The organism is Buttiauxella sp. AC038, assembly GCF_979253565.1.
On record NZ_CEEDCQ010000001.1, the window covers coordinates 1 to 17,359 of the forward strand.

Below are 17,359 nucleotides of genomic sequence, written 5' to 3' on the forward strand. Positions count from 1 at the left end.
TCGATCAGCATTCGGGGAAAATCGAATTTAACAGTTGGCCTGGTCATACCGAGTTTTCGGTTTACCTGCCTATTCGTAAGTAGAGGTCTTTATGCAACGAGGGATAGTCTGGGTCGTTGATGATGATAGCTCCATCCGTTGGGTGCTGGAACGTGCACTGACTGGGGCTGGTTTAAGCTGCACCACATTTGAGAGCGGCAATGAAGTTCTGAACGCTCTCGCAACCAAGACCCCGGACGTATTGTTATCTGATATCCGCATGCCAGGCATGGATGGTCTGGCACTGCTAAAGCAGATTAAACAGCGCCACCCGATGTTGCCGGTCATCATAATGACCGCTCATTCAGATCTTGAAGCAGCGGTGAGTGCTTATCAGCAAGGCGCTTTTGATTACCTGCCAAAACCATTTGATATTGATGAAGCGGTGGCACTTGTTGAGCGCGCTATCAGCCACTATCAGGAACAGCAGCAACCGCGCAATGTGCAGGTTAATGGGCCAACCACCGATATTATTGGTGAAGCGCCAGCTATGCAGGATGTATTTCGCATTATTGGCCGCCTCTCCCGTTCATCAATAAGTGTGTTGATTAACGGTGAGTCTGGTACCGGTAAAGAGTTGGTTGCACACGCTCTGCATCGCCATAGCCCACGAGTGAAATCACCTTTTATTGCGCTGAACATGGCCGCAATCCCGAAGGATTTGATTGAGTCTGAGCTGTTTGGTCACGAGAAAGGCGCGTTTACCGGTGCGAATCAAATTCGCCAGGGCCGTTTTGAGCAAGCCGACGGTGGCACACTTTTCCTCGATGAAATCGGTGATATGCCGTTGGATGTGCAGACTCGCTTGTTGCGCGTACTCGCTGATGGTCAGTTTTATCGCGTTGGCGGTTACGCACCGGTAAAAGTCGATGTGCGAATCATTGCCGCGACCCACCAGAACCTTGAGTTGCGCGTGCAGGAAGGGAAATTCCGTGAGGATTTATTCCATCGCCTGAACGTTATTCGCGTGCATTTGCCACCGCTGCGTGAACGCCGCGAAGATATTCCGCGTCTGGCTCGCCACTTCTTGCAAGATGCGGCCAAAGAACTGGGCGTGGAAGCGAAATTGCTGCACCCGGAAACAGAAAATGCGTTAACGCGCCTTGCCTGGCCTGGAAACGTGCGCCAACTGGAAAACACCTGTCGTTGGTTAACCGTGATGGCTGCGGGCCAGGAAGTGTTGATTCAGGATTTGCCTGCTGAGCTGTTCGAGACAACCATTCCCGATAGCCCAGCGCATTCTCAGTCAGACAGTTGGGCAACACTTCTGGCGCAATGGGCGGACCGCGCATTACGTTCCGGTCATCAGAACTTACTCTCTGAAGCTCAGCCTGAAATGGAGCGTACATTGCTAACAACAGCACTGCGACATACGCAGGGGCACAAGCAGGAAGCGGCTCGTTTACTTGGCTGGGGGCGAAATACCCTGACGCGTAAATTGAAAGAGTTGGGAATGGAGTAAAAAAAGGGATAAGTCAGCACCATCTGGCTCTTTCTGGTGGATGTCGCTTCGCTAATCCCCCTACGGATCGTGTAGGTCGGATTAGCGAAGCGACATCCGACACAGATCAGATAACGCGAGAGAACTGCTGCAACCGCGCCTTCTGACGCAAGTAACTATCAAAACACATGCAGATATTACGGATTAGCAGGCGACCTTTTGCCGTCACCTGAATGTGTTTTCCGTCGATATCCACCAGCCCATCTTTCGCCAGTGGTGACAGCAATTTCAGGTCTTCTGCGAAGTACTGTGCAAAATCCAAATCCCAAAGCTGCTCGATTTCCACAAAGCTAAGCTGGAAATTACAGATAAGCGCCTTGATCACGTCACGGCGAATGCAGTCATCACGGGTTAGCGCCAGACCTCGCCACAGCGCATCGCCTTGCTGATCAACCTGTTGATAGTAGGTTTTAAGCTCTTTCTGGTTCTGCGCATAGCAATCGCCAATCATGCTGATGGCAGAAACGCCCATCCCAAGCAAATCTGTATCGCCCTGCGTGGTATAGCCCTGGAAATTACGATGCAATTTCCCTTCACGCTGCGCGATCGCCAGTTCGTCATCTGGCCGGGCGAAGTGGTCCATACCAATAAACTGGTATCCGGCATGGGTCAGCGAGCCGATAGTTTCTTGCAGAATATCGAGTTTTTGCTGAGCGCTGGGTAAGTCTGCATCTTTGATTTTACGTTGTGCGGCAAACAGAGTCGGTAAGTGCGCATAGTTAAAAACGCTTAACCGATGCGGGCTCAGTTCTGCAACACGCTTGAGCGTGAAGGCAAAACTTTCTGGCGTCTGTTTTGGTAGGCCGTAAATCAAGTCGATATTGGTCGAGGTGAAACCGAGTTCACGCGCACGTTGAATCAGCGCAAAGATAAACTCTTCATCTTGCTCACGGTTAACCAGGCGCTGCACTTCTTTGTTGAAATCCTGCACCCCCATACTCAGGCGGGTAAACCCTTCCTGACGCAAATGGTCCAGCACATCGAGTTCAATTTCACGCGGATCAATTTCAATAGAGAGTTCAGCATCTTCGTTGAAACTGAAATGACCCCGTAGAAGCCCCATCAGACGGCTTATCTGCGTTTTACTGAGGTAAGTGGGTGTACCGCCGCCCCAATGCAGTTGACTGACGTGACGGCCCTTAAAGAGCGGTGCACGGTGGGCAATCTCTTGCTCCAGGGCATCGAGGTACTGATCGGCCTTATGCGTCTGGCGAGTCACGATTTTATTGCAGCCACAGAAGTAGCAAAGCTTGTGGCAGAACGGAATATGGACGTATAGCGAAAGCGGGCGCTCAGGATAACGAGCAACCGCTTCAAGAAATGCCGCCTCGCCGAAGCCTTCTGAGAACTCCAGCGCGGTAGGATAAGAGGTATAACGCGGCCCTGAATAATTATATTTCTGGATCAGGGCCAGATCCCAATCAATTAACTGCTCAGACATGCTTACTCCCTCCGGTGATGCCGCATTCGTTGACGGCGCAACGATTTTTGCAATCGCGACAACCGCCGTAGTTTAACGAATAACCACAGCAGATAACACACCAGAGGAATAACCACGCAAAGAACAGGTAATCCCATTGAGATTTACCGTTAGTCGGTGCCTTTGAGCAGACGCATCAAATCATCGCCTTTCTCTTTTTCTTCTTCATCTTCGTCATCTTCATAGGCGATGCCGAGTTCAGCCATCAGCGCATCGATGCGATCAAGCTTAGCGTTAACCCAAGCCTGCTCTTCTGCGTTGAGTGTTTCACCTTCTTCAAGACGCTCTAACAGCGCATCCAGGCGCTCATCGTTCTCCAGCAAATCCAGTTCAGCCTGTGGTGTTAGCATAGGTTTCTCGACTTTAGGTTTGTGCTGTTTAGGTTTTTTGACCTGGACTTCAGTTACGCCCAGGGCGATTGGTTTTTTGCTGCCAATGCGCGGATCTTTAGCCTGTGAGCTGCCACTTCCACTTTTTTCCTGCGTGCCACCGGTTGAACGGCTACCCGCTGCGTGCCCGCTGCGTTTTTTCTCACGCTTACGGTCACGTGCTTCACGATCGATCTCTTCACGTGTTTTGCGACGTGCTTTTGAAGGTTTAGAGCCAGGTGCTGCTGAGTTTTGTTGCTTCATAATAAATTATCTTGAGCCATTTTTATTCAGTATAGAATTGCGGCGGAATCTAGCAGAAAGCAAGCAAAGAAAAAAGGCGGCAGGTTAACCTGTCGCCTTTTTCTTGTCTTTGGACCCTTCATAAGTCACACAATCCCTGTTTGCACTCGACGCCCTGTCTTTCCCTTGCAAACAACTTCCGTGTAAATCCTTGTCCTTTTTAAACGTCTCCAGACGTTGCCTCCTGGCATTTTCCTGGTTCTTCGCCATCCTGACGATCCTGAACCCTCATCCTGAGTTGCTATCCTTGGTGGCTCTCCTTTGCCTGTGCCGCTTACTTTACTCTTACCCTTTGATTCTACAAGACGACTAATTGGGTTAAGTTATTAATGTAATCCATCGAATAACATCTAATGCATTGTTATATATATTCTTTTAATTATGTCTGCATCTAACAACACTGCGTTGTCTGTCATTATGAATGGTCAATGTCTTACAAACCAAGGGCGTATTTCTGTAATCCTGTAAGCCTTGCCCGAGAAACACGGCGTTTTCCCCATGTTCAGGTATAATCCTCCACAATGCTCATCCTGAGGGAGACAACCGTTTTGAAAAACTGGAATTACCAGCTGACCCACTTCGTGCTTAGCGCACCGGACATTCGCCATTTACCTTCTGATACCGGTATTGAGGTTGCTTTCGCAGGCCGCTCCAACGCAGGGAAATCCAGCGCATTAAATACGCTGACCAACCAGAAAGCCCTGGCGCGTACCAGTAAAACACCTGGCCGTACGCAGCTCATCAACCTGTTTGAAGTGGCTGAAGGCTTACGTGTGGTGGATTTACCGGGCTATGGCTACGCCGAAGTACCGGAAGAAGTAAAACTGAAATGGCAGCGCGCGCTTGGCGAGTATCTGCAAAAACGTAATAGCCTGAAGGGTTTAGTCGTGCTGATGGATATCCGTCATCCACTGAAAGACCTTGATCAGCAAATGATTAACTGGGCTGTTGCGAGCGGCATTCCAGTGATGCTGCTGTTAACCAAGGCCGATAAACTGGCGTCTGGCGCGCGTAAAGCACAGCTGAAAATGGTGCGCGAAGCGGTGGTAGATTTTGGCGGTGATATTCAGGTAGAAGCGTTTTCGTCACTGAAAAAGATCGGTGTCGATGTACTGCGTCATAAGCTTGATGGTTGGTATAACGATATCCCGCCAGCGACCGAAGAAGATGATGTAGAAGAAGACGACGAAACAGCTGGCGAATAAAAAGAGGCATGGGTTCGCCCGTGCTTTTCCTTATTTTCCTGACTTGCGCGCAATAAAAAACGCCCCAGTCATTACTGACTGGGGCGGCTAAAATATTCAGCCAAATCCGATTACGTGAAGTAAAAGGTCTGAAAGATAGAACATCTTACCTCTGTACCCTACGCAAATAACTCTACTCCTTTTTATTCGGTTGAAAAAGCATTTTTTGTAGTTTTTTTTCACCCTTTACACTCCGATATTGAAGCGTCATCACAAAAAGCTATGAGTTATGTTGCTTAGTTACATAAATCGCTTTATTTAGTGAGCTTCATCCCAATTTACGCCACTTCCGACTTCCACCAGCAATGGCACATCTAGCGTCATACTGCCTTCCATCAGTTCGTGGATTTTCTTCGATACCGCTTCCAGATCGTCCTGATGAACTTCAAACACCAGTTCATCGTGTACCTGCATGATCATTTTTACACGTGGCTTTTCTGCTTCCAGCCAGGCATCAACCGCAATCATTGCTCGTTTAATAATATCAGCCGCAGTTCCTTGCATCGGGGCATTGATCGCCGCACGTTCAGCTCCGGCACGGCGGGCTGCATTGCTGGAATTGATGTCCGGTAAATACAGGCGACGGCCATCCAGCGTTTCGACATAGCCTTTATCTTTCGCCTGAGTACGGGTGCGTTCCATATACTCCAGCACGCCCGGGTAGCGTTCGAAATAAAGATCCATATATTTCTGCGACTCTTTACGTGGGATGTTGAGTTGGCGTGACAAACCAAACGCACTCATACCGTAAATCAGGCCAAAGTTGATGGCCTTAGCGCTGCGGCGCTGTTCGCCTGAAACACTATCCAATGGCAGCCCAAACACTTCTGCGGCTGTCGCACGGTGAATATCTTTGCCTTCGGCAAAAGCAGTGAGCAGCCCTTTGTCGCGGGATAAATGTGCCATGATGCGCAATTCGATTTGCGAATAGTCGGCAGAAACGATCAGGTAATCTTTTGGCGCAATAAAAGCCTGGCGAATACGACGCCCTTCTTCATTACGCACCGGAATGTTTTGCAGGTTCGGTTCTGTGGAAGAAAGACGGCCGGTTGCCGCTACAGCCTGATGATAAGAGGTATGCACGCGCCCGGTTTTCGGGTTAATCATCAGTGGCAATTTATCGGTGTAAGTCGATTTCAGTTTTGCCAGGCCACGGTGCTCAAGAATAACTTTAGGCAGTGGGTAATCCAGAGCCAGTTCTTCCAGCACTTCCTCAGAAGTTGACGGTGCGCCACCCGGGGTTTTCTTCAGCGGCTTAATGCCCTGCTTTTCAAACAGAATAGTTTGCAGCTGCTTAGGAGAAGCCAGATTAAAGGCTTCGCCCGCGATTTCATGAGCCGTGATTTCCAGTTCAGCAAGACGTTTGGTGAGCTGCTCAGAATGTGTGTGCAGCACAGCCGGATCAATCTTCACGCCATTACGTTCAATGCGTGAAAGCACAGGCACCAGCGGCATCTCAATGTTTTTAAAGATGCTCAATGGCCCTTCGCGCTGCTCAAGTTTCGGCCACATTTTCAGGTGCAGCTGCAACGTAACATCCGCATCTTCTGCGGCGTAACGCCCCGCCTGTTCCAGATCTATTTGGTTAAAGGTCAGCTGCTTTTTACCCTTGCCGGCAATCTCTTCAAAAGTGATGGTTGTGTGCTTCAACCAGCGAGAAGACAAACTGTCCATATCATGGCGGCCCGCGACGCTATCAAGAATGTAGGACTCGAGCATGGTGTCGAACGCGATACCACGCAGTTCGATACCGTAGTTCTGCATAATGCCACGGTCATACTTGAGGTTCTGCCCAACTTTAAGAACGCTTTCGTCCTCAAGCAATGGCTTCAGCAGTTCAAGGGCACGCTCACGTGGGATCTGCACCGGAGCACCAATATAGTCATGCGCAACGGGGATGTAGCAGGCAACTCCGGGTTCAGTAGCAAATGAGAGGCCCACCAGGTTCGCACTGACGTTATCTAAACTGTCTGTTTCCGTATCAAAGGCAATAACCGGCGCTTTCTTCAGGCGGGCAATCCACTCCTCAAGGACGCTTTCTTCAAGAATGGTGACGTAGTTGTCATGCGAGAGTGCATTAGCTGGCTCTTCCGGTTCAACCTCGGCTTCAATCTCTACCGTTTTCGTGGATTGTGCCGCAGGTTTTGCACCCTTAGCTTGCATCCACTTGCCGGCTTCGACGTCCGTGATCCAGCGTTTAAATTCATATCGTTTGAACAAGTCGAGAAGCTCTTCATCTGCCGGCTGCTGGACTTCTAACTGTTCGCAGCCCAGCTCAAGCTCCACATCTGTTTTGATGGTGGCCAGCTTATAGGAGAGGTAAGCAAGGTCTTTGCTTTGCTCAAGCTTCGCGGCCATGGTCTTCGCACCACGGAACGTCAATTCTGCAATTTTCTCAGGGTTGGCATACAGCGTGTCCAGACCTCCTAAACCTTGCAGCAGCGCCTGTGCGGTTTTCTCACCCACACCTGGCACACCAGGGATGTTATCTGAGGAGTCGCCCATTAATGCCAGGAAATCGATGATAAGTTCTGGAGGAACGCCATATTTGGTACGGACTTCATCCGGGCCAAGAATGGTATTCGTCATGGTATTGATGAGCGTGACACCCGGCGTAACCAGTTGCGCCATGTCTTTATCGCCGGTACTAATCAGCACAGGGCGGCCAACACGTTCCGCCTCAAGTGCCAGAGTACCAATAACGTCATCGGCTTCCACGCCTGAAACAGCCAGCAGCGGCAAGCCCATAGCTTTAACCATTGCATGGAGTGGCTCAATTTGAGCACGCAGATCGTCAGGCATTGGCGGGCGGTGAGATTTGTAATGCTCAAACAGCTCGTCACGGAAGGTTTTGCCTTTAGCATCAAACACCACAGCGGCATGCGTCGGTTGATACTGCAACAACAGACTGCGCAGCATGTTCAACACACCGTACATTGCCCCGGTCGGTTCACCTTTGCTATTGGTCAGCGGTGGAAAGGCGTGATATGCACGATAGAGATAAGATGAGCCATCAACGAGGATAAGTGGGTTTTGCGCAATCTGAACCATAATGTTCCGTTCCGTGACTGGTTTTTTAGTTTATGGCTAAAGGATGCCATAGCCTGGCTGAAAACATGAACTTTTGAGGCAGATAAGGTGAAAAGTTTTGTTGATCTTCGAGATCGCCCTCAAGATCAATACTGTGGATAAGTTTGTGCATAATTCTTTAAGCAATTGATTACTTAATACAAAAGAAATCCAAACCCCAATAAATACCTTTATTTATCATGTCTTTATGTTTTGTCTATTCATTGAGAGGCGATTTCACGAATGATCTATAAATGTGGATATAAAAAATAACTATGTCTTAGCGCAATAATATCGGAACCTCATCACACACTGTTCTTTAATGAGCAGTTTTAGTTTCATCACCGACTAATGTTTTCTAATAAAATTTCCCCCTTATTATCCTTTCCCCAACAACTGACACTCTCTAACCAACTGAAAAATTTACTTATGACGAGATTATTCGCCGCAATAACGTTGATTCTGAGTGTCGCTCTTACCATTCTGGTAACTATTGCCTGCTCAGTACCCATTATTATCGCCGGCATCATTAAGCTGCTATTACCCGTTCCCGTCATCTGGCGCTCAATGTTTAGGGAAACAGTTCGACAAGCTGCTCAATGTGACGCTCTGCTATCCTGAAAACGCGCAAAGCCCGTTCTACGATATGTTAACCGGCAAAATGACACGGATCGTAGTGAGAGTTTCGCTTGTGCCGATTGCAGAGGATCTGCATGGAGACTATGTGAATGACAAAGGATTTAAACGACGCTTCCAGCAATGGCTGAATGCGGTGTGGCATGAGAAAGACGCTTTACTTACGAGTATCAAACAATAGAAGAAAGCCGGTCAATGACCGGCTTTTTTAATTACTTTTTCTCAACCAGGAACTTGGCCACATCAGCATACTGCTGGACGAATACGTCCATATTGCTGGTGTCCATTCCTTGTGGATTCAGTTGGTATTTACCATTGACGAAAATAGCCGGGACACCCTGCAATTGCAGGTCAGCTGCTGCTTTCTCTTGTTGAGCAACCAGAGATTTCACCACAAAGCTGTTCCATGCCGCATCGTATTCTTCTGCTTTAATGCCAGCATCAATGAACACTTTACGGATGTCCGCAACGTTTTGAACAGATTGGGTTTTCTGAACAGCTTCAAACATTGGAGCGGTGATTTTATCTTCCACGCCCAGTGCCAATGCAACAGCCCATGCCTGAGTCAGATCCTTGCCCAATGGGCCGAGGAACTCAACATGGTATTTAGTCATTTTGGTGCCTTCTGGGAGTTTTTTCTTCACGGTATCAGAAACATGAAGCACTTCTTCAAACTGGTAGCAATGCGGGCAGTAGAAAGAGAAGAACTCTAAAACCTGTGGCTCACCAGCAACAGGTTTTTCCAGAGTCACGAACTCTTTGCCGTCAGTGAACTGCGCTGCAGACACGCTAAATGCCAGGACCATCCCCGCCAGCGCCAGCCAAATCTTTTTCATCATCAAATCTCTCCTGAATAAATACTGATTAATACATTGGCGTTAATGTTAGTGGTGGTTCACGTAGAACCCGAACCTGCTCTGTAAAAGTCGCAGTTTGTGTTCTCCAGTAATCTTCGTCGGTAAGCCACGGAAAATTTCTGGGGAAAGCAGGATCATCCCAGCGTCGAATTATCCACGCGAGATAATAGACCATACGCATCGCTCGTAAAGGTTCTATGAGCGAAATTTCATCTGAATTAAAGGGGGCAAACTCTTCATATGCCTCAATAATCATTTCCAACTGCATTCTCTGCTCAGCTTTATCGCCATTAAGCAGCATCCAGATATCCTGAATTGCCGGGCCATTGCGGGCATCATCGAGATCGACGAACAAAGGGCCGTCGCGCCAGAGAATGTTCCCAGGATGGCAGTCACCATGTAGACGCAATGGTTGGAAATCAGAATGCCAGTGAAGCTTAACTTCCTCGATTAGAGCATCTGTCGCTTTAAGGAAATTTTGCTTCAGGGCTGATGGAATGAGAGGCGTATGCTCAAACAGTGCGCGTGGCTCAAACAAATATTCACTCAAACCTATGTCAGGACGCGCTGCAAAGAGCTTGCGTCGCCCAGTTTGATGGATACGGCCAAGATAACGGCCAACCCATTCCATTTGATCGAGATTATCTGTTTCGTATTGTCTCCCACCTAAGCTGGGAAACACGGCGTACATAAAGCCTTGATGGCGCAGCAATGTCTGGCCGTTGAAATGCAGCGGTGCGGCTAGCGGAACCTCATCAGCTTGTAATTCTAATGCAAACTGATGCTCTTCTTCTATTTGCTCTGGGGACCAGCGATGAGGGCGATAAAACTTCACCACATAACGTTTACGATCCTCATCCTGAAACTGATAGACGCGGTTCTCAAAACTGTTTAATGGCGTCAAGCCGGAATCCACCCGTAAACCCTGTTCGAAAAGGGCATCCATGATGGTATCCGGATGTAGTGTTTGGAAATTGAAAGCGCTGTCTGTCATCCAGCCAACCAACTGTAAATGCGAATAGTTGAGGATAACATTTCGCAGCCATTTAGGTGGGCTGGCTTACAAGCTTTTACTCTTTAATTACGCCGCGAGCACGCAGTAATGCTGTCTTAAAATCTTCTTCGTAGTCTTTCTGAATACCAGGAATAACAGCATCTTTCGAAGAATCACGCATTTTCAGATGATAGATAAGCACATCATCAGTGAGATCGGTTAATTCACCGGTATAACCTGACTCTTTGCTGAGTTTCTGCAAAAATTGAATCAAGTTGAGATCCGGCTCTTTCTGCCATGCGGGCTGAAGTAGCTCGAGCAGTTCGTTAAGGCGTTTACATTTCATGATTGTGCTCCATTCACATGAGAGATGTCACACGTTAGCAGGCTCAAACCCACATTAAAAGAGGCGATATAGGTGAGATGTTTAACAGAAGTTACTGGTGTGGTGTTGGCCGGTGGAAAAGCAACAAGGATGGGCGGTCAGGATAAGGGACTCATAAACCTTAATGGCCGGCCACTGTTTGAACACGTCATGAGTAAGCTAGCACCTCAGGTGGGTAATGTGGTGATCAGTGCTAACAGAAATATTGAAATATATCAGTCTTTTGGGGTTAATGTCCTAAGTGATACGCTCCCTGATTATCCAGGGCCGCTGGCTGGAATCTTGTCTGCAATGCAGCATCTGATTGGTGAATGGTTTCTGTTCTGTCCTTGCGATACGCCTAATATCCCGGACAATCTGGCATACAAACTGTGGATGCAAAAAGGTGAATCCAATGCAGTATGGGTGAACGATGGCGAGCGAGACCATCCAACCATTGCGCTTATACACCGTAAGTTAGTCACAGATCTTGAGCAATATTTGGCTGCTGGCGAGCGCAGAGTGATGATTTTTCTGCGTGAAGTCGGAGGGAAACCCATACTGTTTGCGAAGCAGATACAAAACTTCATCAACGTAAATACACCTGAAGATCTTATGCAATGGGAGAAACAATAGATGCTGCCATTGTTAGCGTTTGCTGCTTGTAGTGGGACGGGGAAAACCACGCTGTTGAAGCGAGTAATTCCTTTATTGAATGAACGAGGTATTCGTCCTGGGCTGATTAAACATACGCATCACGATATGGACGTAGATAAGCCTGGAAAAGATAGTTATGAACTACGCAAGGCTGGAGCGGCGCAAACCATTGTTGCGAGCCAAAAGCGCTGGGCACTCATGACTGAAACACCTGATGAGAACCAGTTAGATCTTTACTACCTTGCCAGCCGAATGGATGAATCATCACTGGATGTGATACTGGTCGAGGGTTTTAAGCATGAATCAGTACCCAAGATACTGCTTTATAGAGAGGGTACTTCTCTGAATGCTGGCGATTTAGCGATCGATAGCCATGTCATTGCCATCGCCAGTGATGTAAATCTGCACACATTACTCCCTATCCTGGACATTAATCACCCGGAACAAGTCGCTGATTTCATCGTTAACTGGTTGAAAAAATAGAAATCTAAGAAACAAACTGAGAAAAGTAGGCAGGAATTTCATAAATCGCATAAAACAAAAAAGCCCCATGCTTTCGCATGAGGCTTGTTTGTTTATTTGGAGCCTGGCAGTTCCCTACTCTCGCATGGGGAGACCCCACACTACCATCGGCGCTACGGCGTTTCACTTCTGAGTTCGGCATGGGGTCAGGTGGGACCACCGCGCTAGTGCCGCCAGGCATATTCTGTTTCATCAACCGTCATGCTTTCACATAACCATCGACTTAAAATCTCGGTTCAAGCTGAAAATCAAATGCTTAGTCTCTCAACCAAAACACCTTCGGTGTTGTAAGGTTAAGCCTCACGGATCATTAGTACTGGTTAGCTCAACGTATCGCTACGCTTACACACCCAGCCTATCAACGTCGTAGTCTTCAACGTTCCTTCAGGGGAATCAAGTTCCCAGGGAGAATTCATCTCGGGGCAAGTTTCGCGCTTAGATGCTTTCAGCGCTTATCTTTTCCGCATTTAGCTACCGGGCAATGCCATTGGCATGACAACCCGAACACCAGTGATGCGTCCACTCCGGTCCTCTCGTACTAGGAGCAGCCCCCTCAATTCTCCAGCGCCCACGGCAGATAGGGACCGAACTGTCTCACGACGTTCTAAACCCAGCTCGCGTACCACTTTAAATGGCGAACAGCCATACCCTTGGGACCTACTTCAGCCCCAGGATGTGATGAGCCGACATCGAGGTGCCAAACACCGCCGTCGATATGAACTCTTGGGCGGTATCAGCCTGTTATCCCCGGAGTACCTTTTATCCGTTGAGCGATGGCCCTTCCATTCAGAACCACCGGATCACTAAGACCTGCTTTCGCACCTGCTCGAGCCGTCACTCTCGCAGTCAAGCTAGCTTATGCCTTTGCACTAACCTCACGATGTCCGACCGTGATTAGCTAACCTTCGTGCTCCTCCGTTACGCTTTAGGAGGAGACCGCCCCAGTCAAACTACCCACCAGACACTGTCCGCAACCCGGATTACGGGTCTACGTTAGAACACCAGCCATTAAAGGGTGGTATTTCAAGGTTGGCTCCACAAGAACTGGCGTCCTCGCTTCAAAGCCTCCCACCTATCCTACACATCAAGGACCAGTGTTCAGTGTCAAGCTATAGTAAAGGTTCACGGGGTCTTTCCGTCTTGCCGCGGGTACACTGCATCTTCACAGCGATTTCAATTTCACTGAGTCTCGGGTGGAGACAGCCTGGCCATCATTACGCCATTCGTGCAGGTCGGAACTTACCCGACAAGGAATTTCGCTACCTTAGGACCGTTATAGTTACGGCCGCCGTTTACCGGGGCTTCGATCAAGAGCTTCAGCTTGCGCTTAACCCCATCAATTAACCTTCCGGCACCGGGCAGGCGTCACACCGTATACGTCCACTTTCGTGTTTGCACAGTGCTGTGTTTTTAATAAACAGTTGCAGCCAGCTGGTATCTTCGACTGCCTTCAGCTCCATCCGCGAGGGACTTCACCTACCGACAGCGTGCCTTCTCCCGAAGTTACGGCACCATTTTGCCTAGTTCCTTCACCCGAGTTCTCTCAAGCGCCTTGGTATTCTCTACCTGACCACCTGTGTCGGTTTGGGGTACGATTTGATGTGACCTGATGCTTAGAGGCTTTTCCTGGAAGTGCGGCATTTGTTACTTCAGCACCGTAGTGCCTCGTCATCACACCTCAGCGTTAGATAAGAGTCCGGATTTACCTAAACTCTCCGCCTACATGCTTAAACCGGGACAACCGTCGCCCGGCTAACATAGCCCTCTCCGTCCCCCCTTCGCAGTCACACCGAGTACAGGAATATTAACCTGTTTCCCATCGACTACGCCTTTCGGCCTCGCCTTAGGGGTCGACTCACCCTGCCCCGATTAACGTTGGACAGGAACCCTTGGTCTTCCGGCGAGCGGGTTTTTCACCCGCTTTATCGTTACTTATGTCAGCATTCGCACTTCTGATACCTCCACCTACCCTCACAGGTAAGCTTCGACGGCTTACAGAACGCTCCCCTACCCAACAACGCATAAGCGTCGCTGCCGCAGCTTCGGTGCATGGTTTAGCCCCGTTACATCTTCCGCGCAGGCCGACTCGACCAGTGAGCTATTACGCTTTCTTTAAATGATGGCTGCTTCTAAGCCAACATCCTGGCTGTCTGTGCCTTCCCACATCGTTTCCCACTTAACCATGACTTTGGGACCTTAGCTGGCGGTCTGGGTTGTTTCCCTCTTCACGACGGACGTTAGCACCCGCCGTGTGTCTCCCGTGATAACATTCTTCGGTATTCGTAGTTTGCATCGGGTTGGTAAGCCGGGATGGCCCCCTAGCCGAAACAGTGCTCTACCCCCGAAGATGAGTTCACGAGGCGCTACCTAAATAGCTTTCGGGGAGAACCAGCTATCTCCCGGTTTGATTGGCCTTTCACCCCCAGCCACAAGTCATCCGCTAATTTTTCAACATTAGTCGGTTCGGTCCTCCAGTTAGTGTTACCCAACCTTCAACCTGCCCATGGCTAGATCACCGGGTTTCGGGTCTATACCCTGCAACTTAACGCCCAGTTAAGACTCGGTTTCCCTGCGGCTCCCCTATACGGTTAACCTTGCTACAGAATATAAGTCGCTGACCCATTATACAAAAGGTACGCAGTCACCCCATAAAAGAGGCTCCCACTGCTTGTACGTACACGGTTTCAGGTTCTGTTTCACTCCCCTCGCCGGGGTTCTTTTCGCCTTTCCCTCACGGTACTTGTTCGCTATCGGTCAGTCAGGAGTATTTAGCCTTGGAGGATGGTCCCCCCATATTCAGACAGGATACCACGTGTCCCGCCCTACTCTTCGAGTTCACAGCAAGTGCATTTTTGTGTACGGGAGTATCACCCTGTACCCTGCGACTTTCCAGACGCTTCCACTAATGCACAAACTGATTCAGACTCTGGGCTGTTCCCCGTTCGCTCGCCGCTACTGGGGGAATCTCGGTTGATTTCTTTTCCTCGAGGTACTTAGATGTTTCAGTTCCCTCGGTTCGCTTCGTTAAGCTATGTATTCACTTAACGATAGTGCAACGAATTGCACTGGGTTTCCCCATTCGGAAATCGTCGGTTATAACGGTTCATATCACCTTACCGACGCTTATCGCAGATTAGCACGTCCTTCATCGCCTCTGACTGCCAGGGCATCCACCGTGTACGCTTAGTCGCTTAACCTCACAACCCGAAGATGTCTCGTAAGACACACTCGTATGTTGTGAAAATTTGAGAGACTCGAACACACTTCTATTCCTTTCTTATTACGGAGAAAGGAAACAGTGTGTCGTTTCAATTTTCAGCTTGTTCCGGATTTTTAAAGAGCAAATACTTCGCAGCATACTGTTACCAGCACACTTGGAAGTATTTCATTACATTCATCAGACAATCTGTGTGAGCACTACGCGGGTTTGTATCTTTTAGGTAAGGAGGTGATCCAACCGCAGGTTCCCCTACGGTTACCTTGTTACGACTTCACCCCAGTCATGAATCACAAAGTGGTAAGCGCCCTCCCGAAGGTTAAGCTACCTACTTCTTTTGCAACCCACTCCCATGGTGTGACGGGCGGTGTGTACAAGGCCCGGGAACGTATTCACCGTAGCATTCTGATCTACGATTACTAGCGATTCCGACTTCACGGAGTCGAGTTGCAGACTCCGATCCGGACTACGACGCACTTTATGAGGTCCGCTTGCTCTCGCGAGGTCGCTTCTCTTTGTATGCGCCATTGTAGCACGTGTGTAGCCCTACTCGTAAGGGCCATGATGACTTGACGTCATCCCCACCTTCCTCCAGTTTATCACTGGCAGTCTCCTTTGAGTTCCCGGCCGAACCGCTGGCAACAAAGGATAAGGGTTGCGCTCGTTGCGGGACTTAACCCAACATTTCACAACACGAGCTGACGACAGCCATGCAGCACCTGTCTCACAGTTCCCGAAGGCACTAAGGCATCTCTGCCGAATTCTGTGGATGTCAAGAGTAGGTAAGGTTCTTCGCGTTGCATCGAATTAAACCACATGCTCCACCGCTTGTGCGGGCCCCCGTCAATTCATTTGAGTTTTAACCTTGCGGCCGTACTCCCCAGGCGGTCGACTTAACGCGTTAGCTCCGGAAGCCACTCCTCAAGGGAACAACCTCCAAGTCGACATCGTTTACGGCGTGGACTACCAGGGTATCTAATCCTGTTTGCTCCCCACGCTTTCGCACCTGAGCGTCAGTCTTTGTCCAGGGGGCCGCCTTCGCCACCGGTATTCCTCCAGATCTCTACGCATTTCACCGCTACACCTGGAATTCTACCCCCCTCTACAAGACTCTAGCTTGCCAGTTTCGAATGCAGTTCCCAGGTTGAGCCCGGGGATTTCACATCCGACTTGACAAACCGCCTGCGTGCGCTTTACGCCCAGTAATTCCGATTAACGCTTGCACCCTCCGTATTACCGCGGCTGCTGGCACGGAGTTAGCCGGTGCTTCTTCTGCGAGTAACGTCAATCACTGCGGTTATTAACCACAATGCCTTCCTCCTCGCTGAAAGTACTTTACAACCCGAAGGCCTTCTTCATACACGCGGCATGGCTGCATCAGGCTTGCGCCCATTGTGCAATATTCCCCACTGCTGCCTCCCGTAGGAGTCTGGACCGTGTCTCAGTTCCAGTGTGGCTGGTCATCCTCTCAGACCAGCTAGGGATCGTCGCCTAGGTGAGCCATTACCTCACCTACTAGCTAATCCCATCTGGGCACATCTGATGGCAAGAGGCCCGAAGGTCCCCCTCTTTGGTCCGAAGACGTTATGCGGTATTAGCTACCGTTTCCAGTAGTTATCCCCCTCCATCAGGCAGTTTCCCAGACATTACTCACCCGTCCGCCGCTCGTCACCCAGGAGCAAGCTCCCTGTGCTACCGCTCGACTTGCATGTGTTAGGCCTGCCGCCAGCGTTCAATCTGAGCCATGATCAAACTCTTCAATTAAAAGCTTGATTTGCTTCAACTCGTGAAGCGGTGCTCAAAAATTAACTTTCGTAATAATTCAACTAAATGAATTACTGCTTGGTCACTCTTCAAGACTTGATATTTTTTTGATACCCGGAGGTATCTGAGATATCAATCCTGCGAGTGCCCACACAGATTGTCTGATAAATTGTTAAAGAGCAGTGAGTTAGGCGCTTTCGCTTGCTAACTCGAGGTGGCGTATATTACGCTTTCCTCTTTCAGAGTCAAGCGTTTATTTTCGCTTTTCGTCTGGCTGACAAGCCGGTTTGTAAGCCGTTGTGCCGTGTCAGTGGAGGCGCAGTATAGGGATTTTCTGGAAGCTG

General features: G+C 49.3%; 12 protein-coding genes, 3 rRNA genes and 1 pseudogene. 6 read left to right on the forward strand and 10 right to left on the reverse strand.

Annotated features, from left to right (window positions below; translation table 11 throughout):
• Together AC0IXI_RS00005 and glnG are read left to right on the forward strand one after the other, a co-directional pair.
• On the forward strand, positions 1–83 hold an 83-nt coding region (locus AC0IXI_RS00005; RefSeq protein WP_471683185.1), incomplete at its 5' end, for a hypothetical protein.
• A gap of 8 nt (positions 84–91) precedes the next feature.
• Positions 92–1,501 (forward strand): nitrogen regulation protein NR(I), encoded by a 1,410-nt coding sequence (gene glnG, locus AC0IXI_RS00010; protein WP_064514955.1) that lies wholly within the window; start codon positions 92–94, stop codon positions 1,499–1,501.
• Between the two features lie 106 nt (positions 1,502–1,607).
• On the opposite strand, the gene hemN is transcribed toward glnG, so the two are convergent.
• Complete coding sequence (gene hemN, locus AC0IXI_RS00015) at positions 1,608–2,981, reverse strand: oxygen-independent coproporphyrinogen III oxidase (protein WP_413499601.1); 1,374 nt, start codon at positions 2,979–2,981, stop codon at positions 1,608–1,610.
• 149 nt (positions 2,982–3,130) lie between these two features.
• Positions 3,131–3,652: a Der GTPase-activating protein YihI gene (yihI, locus tag AC0IXI_RS00020; RefSeq protein WP_064561467.1), complete on the reverse strand. Its 522-nt coding sequence runs from the start codon at positions 3,650–3,652 to the stop codon at positions 3,131–3,133.
• A gap of 587 nt (positions 3,653–4,239) precedes the next feature.
• Between yihI and yihA the strand changes: the two genes are divergently transcribed.
• A complete protein-coding gene (yihA, locus tag AC0IXI_RS00025) occupies positions 4,240–4,896 on the forward strand; it encodes a ribosome biogenesis GTP-binding protein YihA/YsxC (protein ID WP_064515122.1) in 657 nt (218 codons plus the stop codon).
• A gap of 96 nt (positions 4,897–4,992) precedes the next feature.
• On the opposite strand, the gene spfP is transcribed toward yihA, so the two are convergent.
• Both spfP and polA read right to left on the reverse strand, forming a co-directional pair.
• Complete coding sequence (gene spfP / locus AC0IXI_RS00030) at positions 4,993–5,040, reverse strand: small protein SpfP (protein WP_071892919.1); 48 nt, start codon at positions 5,038–5,040, stop codon at positions 4,993–4,995.
• A 153-nt stretch (positions 5,041–5,193) separates the two neighbouring features.
• The gene (polA, locus tag AC0IXI_RS00035) at positions 5,194–7,986 is read right to left on the reverse strand and encodes a DNA polymerase I (RefSeq protein WP_471681781.1); all 2,793 of its coding nucleotides are present in this window, start codon (positions 7,984–7,986) and stop codon (positions 5,194–5,196) included.
• A gap of 369 nt (positions 7,987–8,355) precedes the next feature.
• Here polA and AC0IXI_RS00040 point away from each other — a divergent pair.
• A pseudogene (locus tag AC0IXI_RS00040) lies at positions 8,356–8,821 on the forward strand (hypothetical protein).
• A gap of 31 nt (positions 8,822–8,852) precedes the next feature.
• Here AC0IXI_RS00040 and dsbA read toward each other — a convergent pair.
• The 3 genes from dsbA to AC0IXI_RS00055 all read right to left on the reverse strand — a co-directional run bounded on the left by dsbA (position 8,853) and on the right by AC0IXI_RS00055 (position 10,837).
• On the reverse strand, positions 8,853–9,476 hold the full coding sequence (gene dsbA / locus AC0IXI_RS00045) for a thiol:disulfide interchange protein DsbA (protein ID WP_134187730.1): 624 nt from the start codon (positions 9,474–9,476) through the stop codon (positions 8,853–8,855).
• 28 nt (positions 9,477–9,504) lie between these two features.
• Positions 9,505–10,491 (reverse strand): serine/threonine protein kinase, encoded by a 987-nt coding sequence (locus AC0IXI_RS00050; protein WP_471681782.1) that lies wholly within the window; start codon positions 10,489–10,491, stop codon positions 9,505–9,507.
• A gap of 76 nt (positions 10,492–10,567) precedes the next feature.
• Positions 10,568–10,837 (reverse strand): YihD family protein, encoded by a 270-nt coding sequence (locus AC0IXI_RS00055; RefSeq protein WP_034461496.1) that lies wholly within the window; start codon positions 10,835–10,837, stop codon positions 10,568–10,570.
• A 72-nt stretch (positions 10,838–10,909) separates the two neighbouring features.
• Between AC0IXI_RS00055 and mobA the strand changes: the two genes are divergently transcribed.
• Both mobA and mobB read left to right on the forward strand, forming a co-directional pair.
• The gene (mobA, locus tag AC0IXI_RS00060; RefSeq protein ID WP_134187716.1) at positions 10,910–11,491 is read left to right on the forward strand and encodes a molybdenum cofactor guanylyltransferase MobA; all 582 of its coding nucleotides are present in this window, start codon (positions 10,910–10,912) and stop codon (positions 11,489–11,491) included.
• Positions 11,492–11,995: a molybdopterin-guanine dinucleotide biosynthesis protein MobB gene (gene mobB, locus AC0IXI_RS00065; protein WP_424221681.1), complete on the forward strand. Its 504-nt coding sequence runs from the start codon at positions 11,492–11,494 to the stop codon at positions 11,993–11,995.
• 101 nt (positions 11,996–12,096) lie between these two features.
• On the opposite strand, the gene rrf is transcribed toward mobB, so the two are convergent.
• The 3 genes from rrf to AC0IXI_RS00080 form a co-directional block, all read right to left on the reverse strand.
• Positions 12,097–12,212 (reverse strand): 5S ribosomal RNA (rrf, locus tag AC0IXI_RS00070).
• 111 nt (positions 12,213–12,323) lie between these two features.
• Positions 12,324–15,231, reverse strand: a 23S ribosomal RNA gene (locus AC0IXI_RS00075).
• 244 nt (positions 15,232–15,475) lie between these two features.
• Positions 15,476–17,015: ribosomal RNA gene (locus AC0IXI_RS00080) — 16S ribosomal RNA — on the reverse strand.
• The 16S, 23S and 5S rRNA genes sit together here, the layout of an rRNA operon.
• Positions 17,016–17,359: the final 344 nt, after the last annotated feature.

What these genes read in the sequence shown, in the direction of transcription:
- AC0IXI_RS00050 (WP_471681782.1), bottom strand. Translation starts at nt 10,491, where the DNA reads ATGACAGACAGCGCTTTCAATTTCCAAACACTACATCCGGATACCATC.
- dsbA (WP_134187730.1), bottom strand. Translation starts at nt 9,476, where the DNA reads ATGAAAAAGATTTGGCTGGCGCTGGCGGGGATGGTCCTGGCATTTAGC.
- hemN (WP_413499601.1), bottom strand. Translation starts at nt 2,981, where the DNA reads ATGTCTGAGCAGTTAATTGATTGGGATCTGGCCCTGATCCAGAAATAT.
- yihI (WP_064561467.1), bottom strand. Translation starts at nt 3,652, where the DNA reads ATGAAGCAACAAAACTCAGCAGCACCTGGCTCTAAACCTTCAAAAGCA.
- polA (WP_471681781.1), bottom strand. Translation starts at nt 7,986, where the DNA reads ATGGTTCAGATTGCGCAAAACCCACTTATCCTCGTTGATGGCTCATCT.
- AC0IXI_RS00055 (WP_034461496.1), bottom strand. Translation starts at nt 10,837, where the DNA reads ATGAAATGTAAACGCCTTAACGAACTGCTCGAGCTACTTCAGCCCGCA.
- mobB (WP_424221681.1), top strand. Translation starts at nt 11,492, where the DNA reads ATGCTGCCATTGTTAGCGTTTGCTGCTTGTAGTGGGACGGGGAAAACC.
- glnG (WP_064514955.1), top strand. Translation starts at nt 92, where the DNA reads ATGCAACGAGGGATAGTCTGGGTCGTTGATGATGATAGCTCCATCCGT.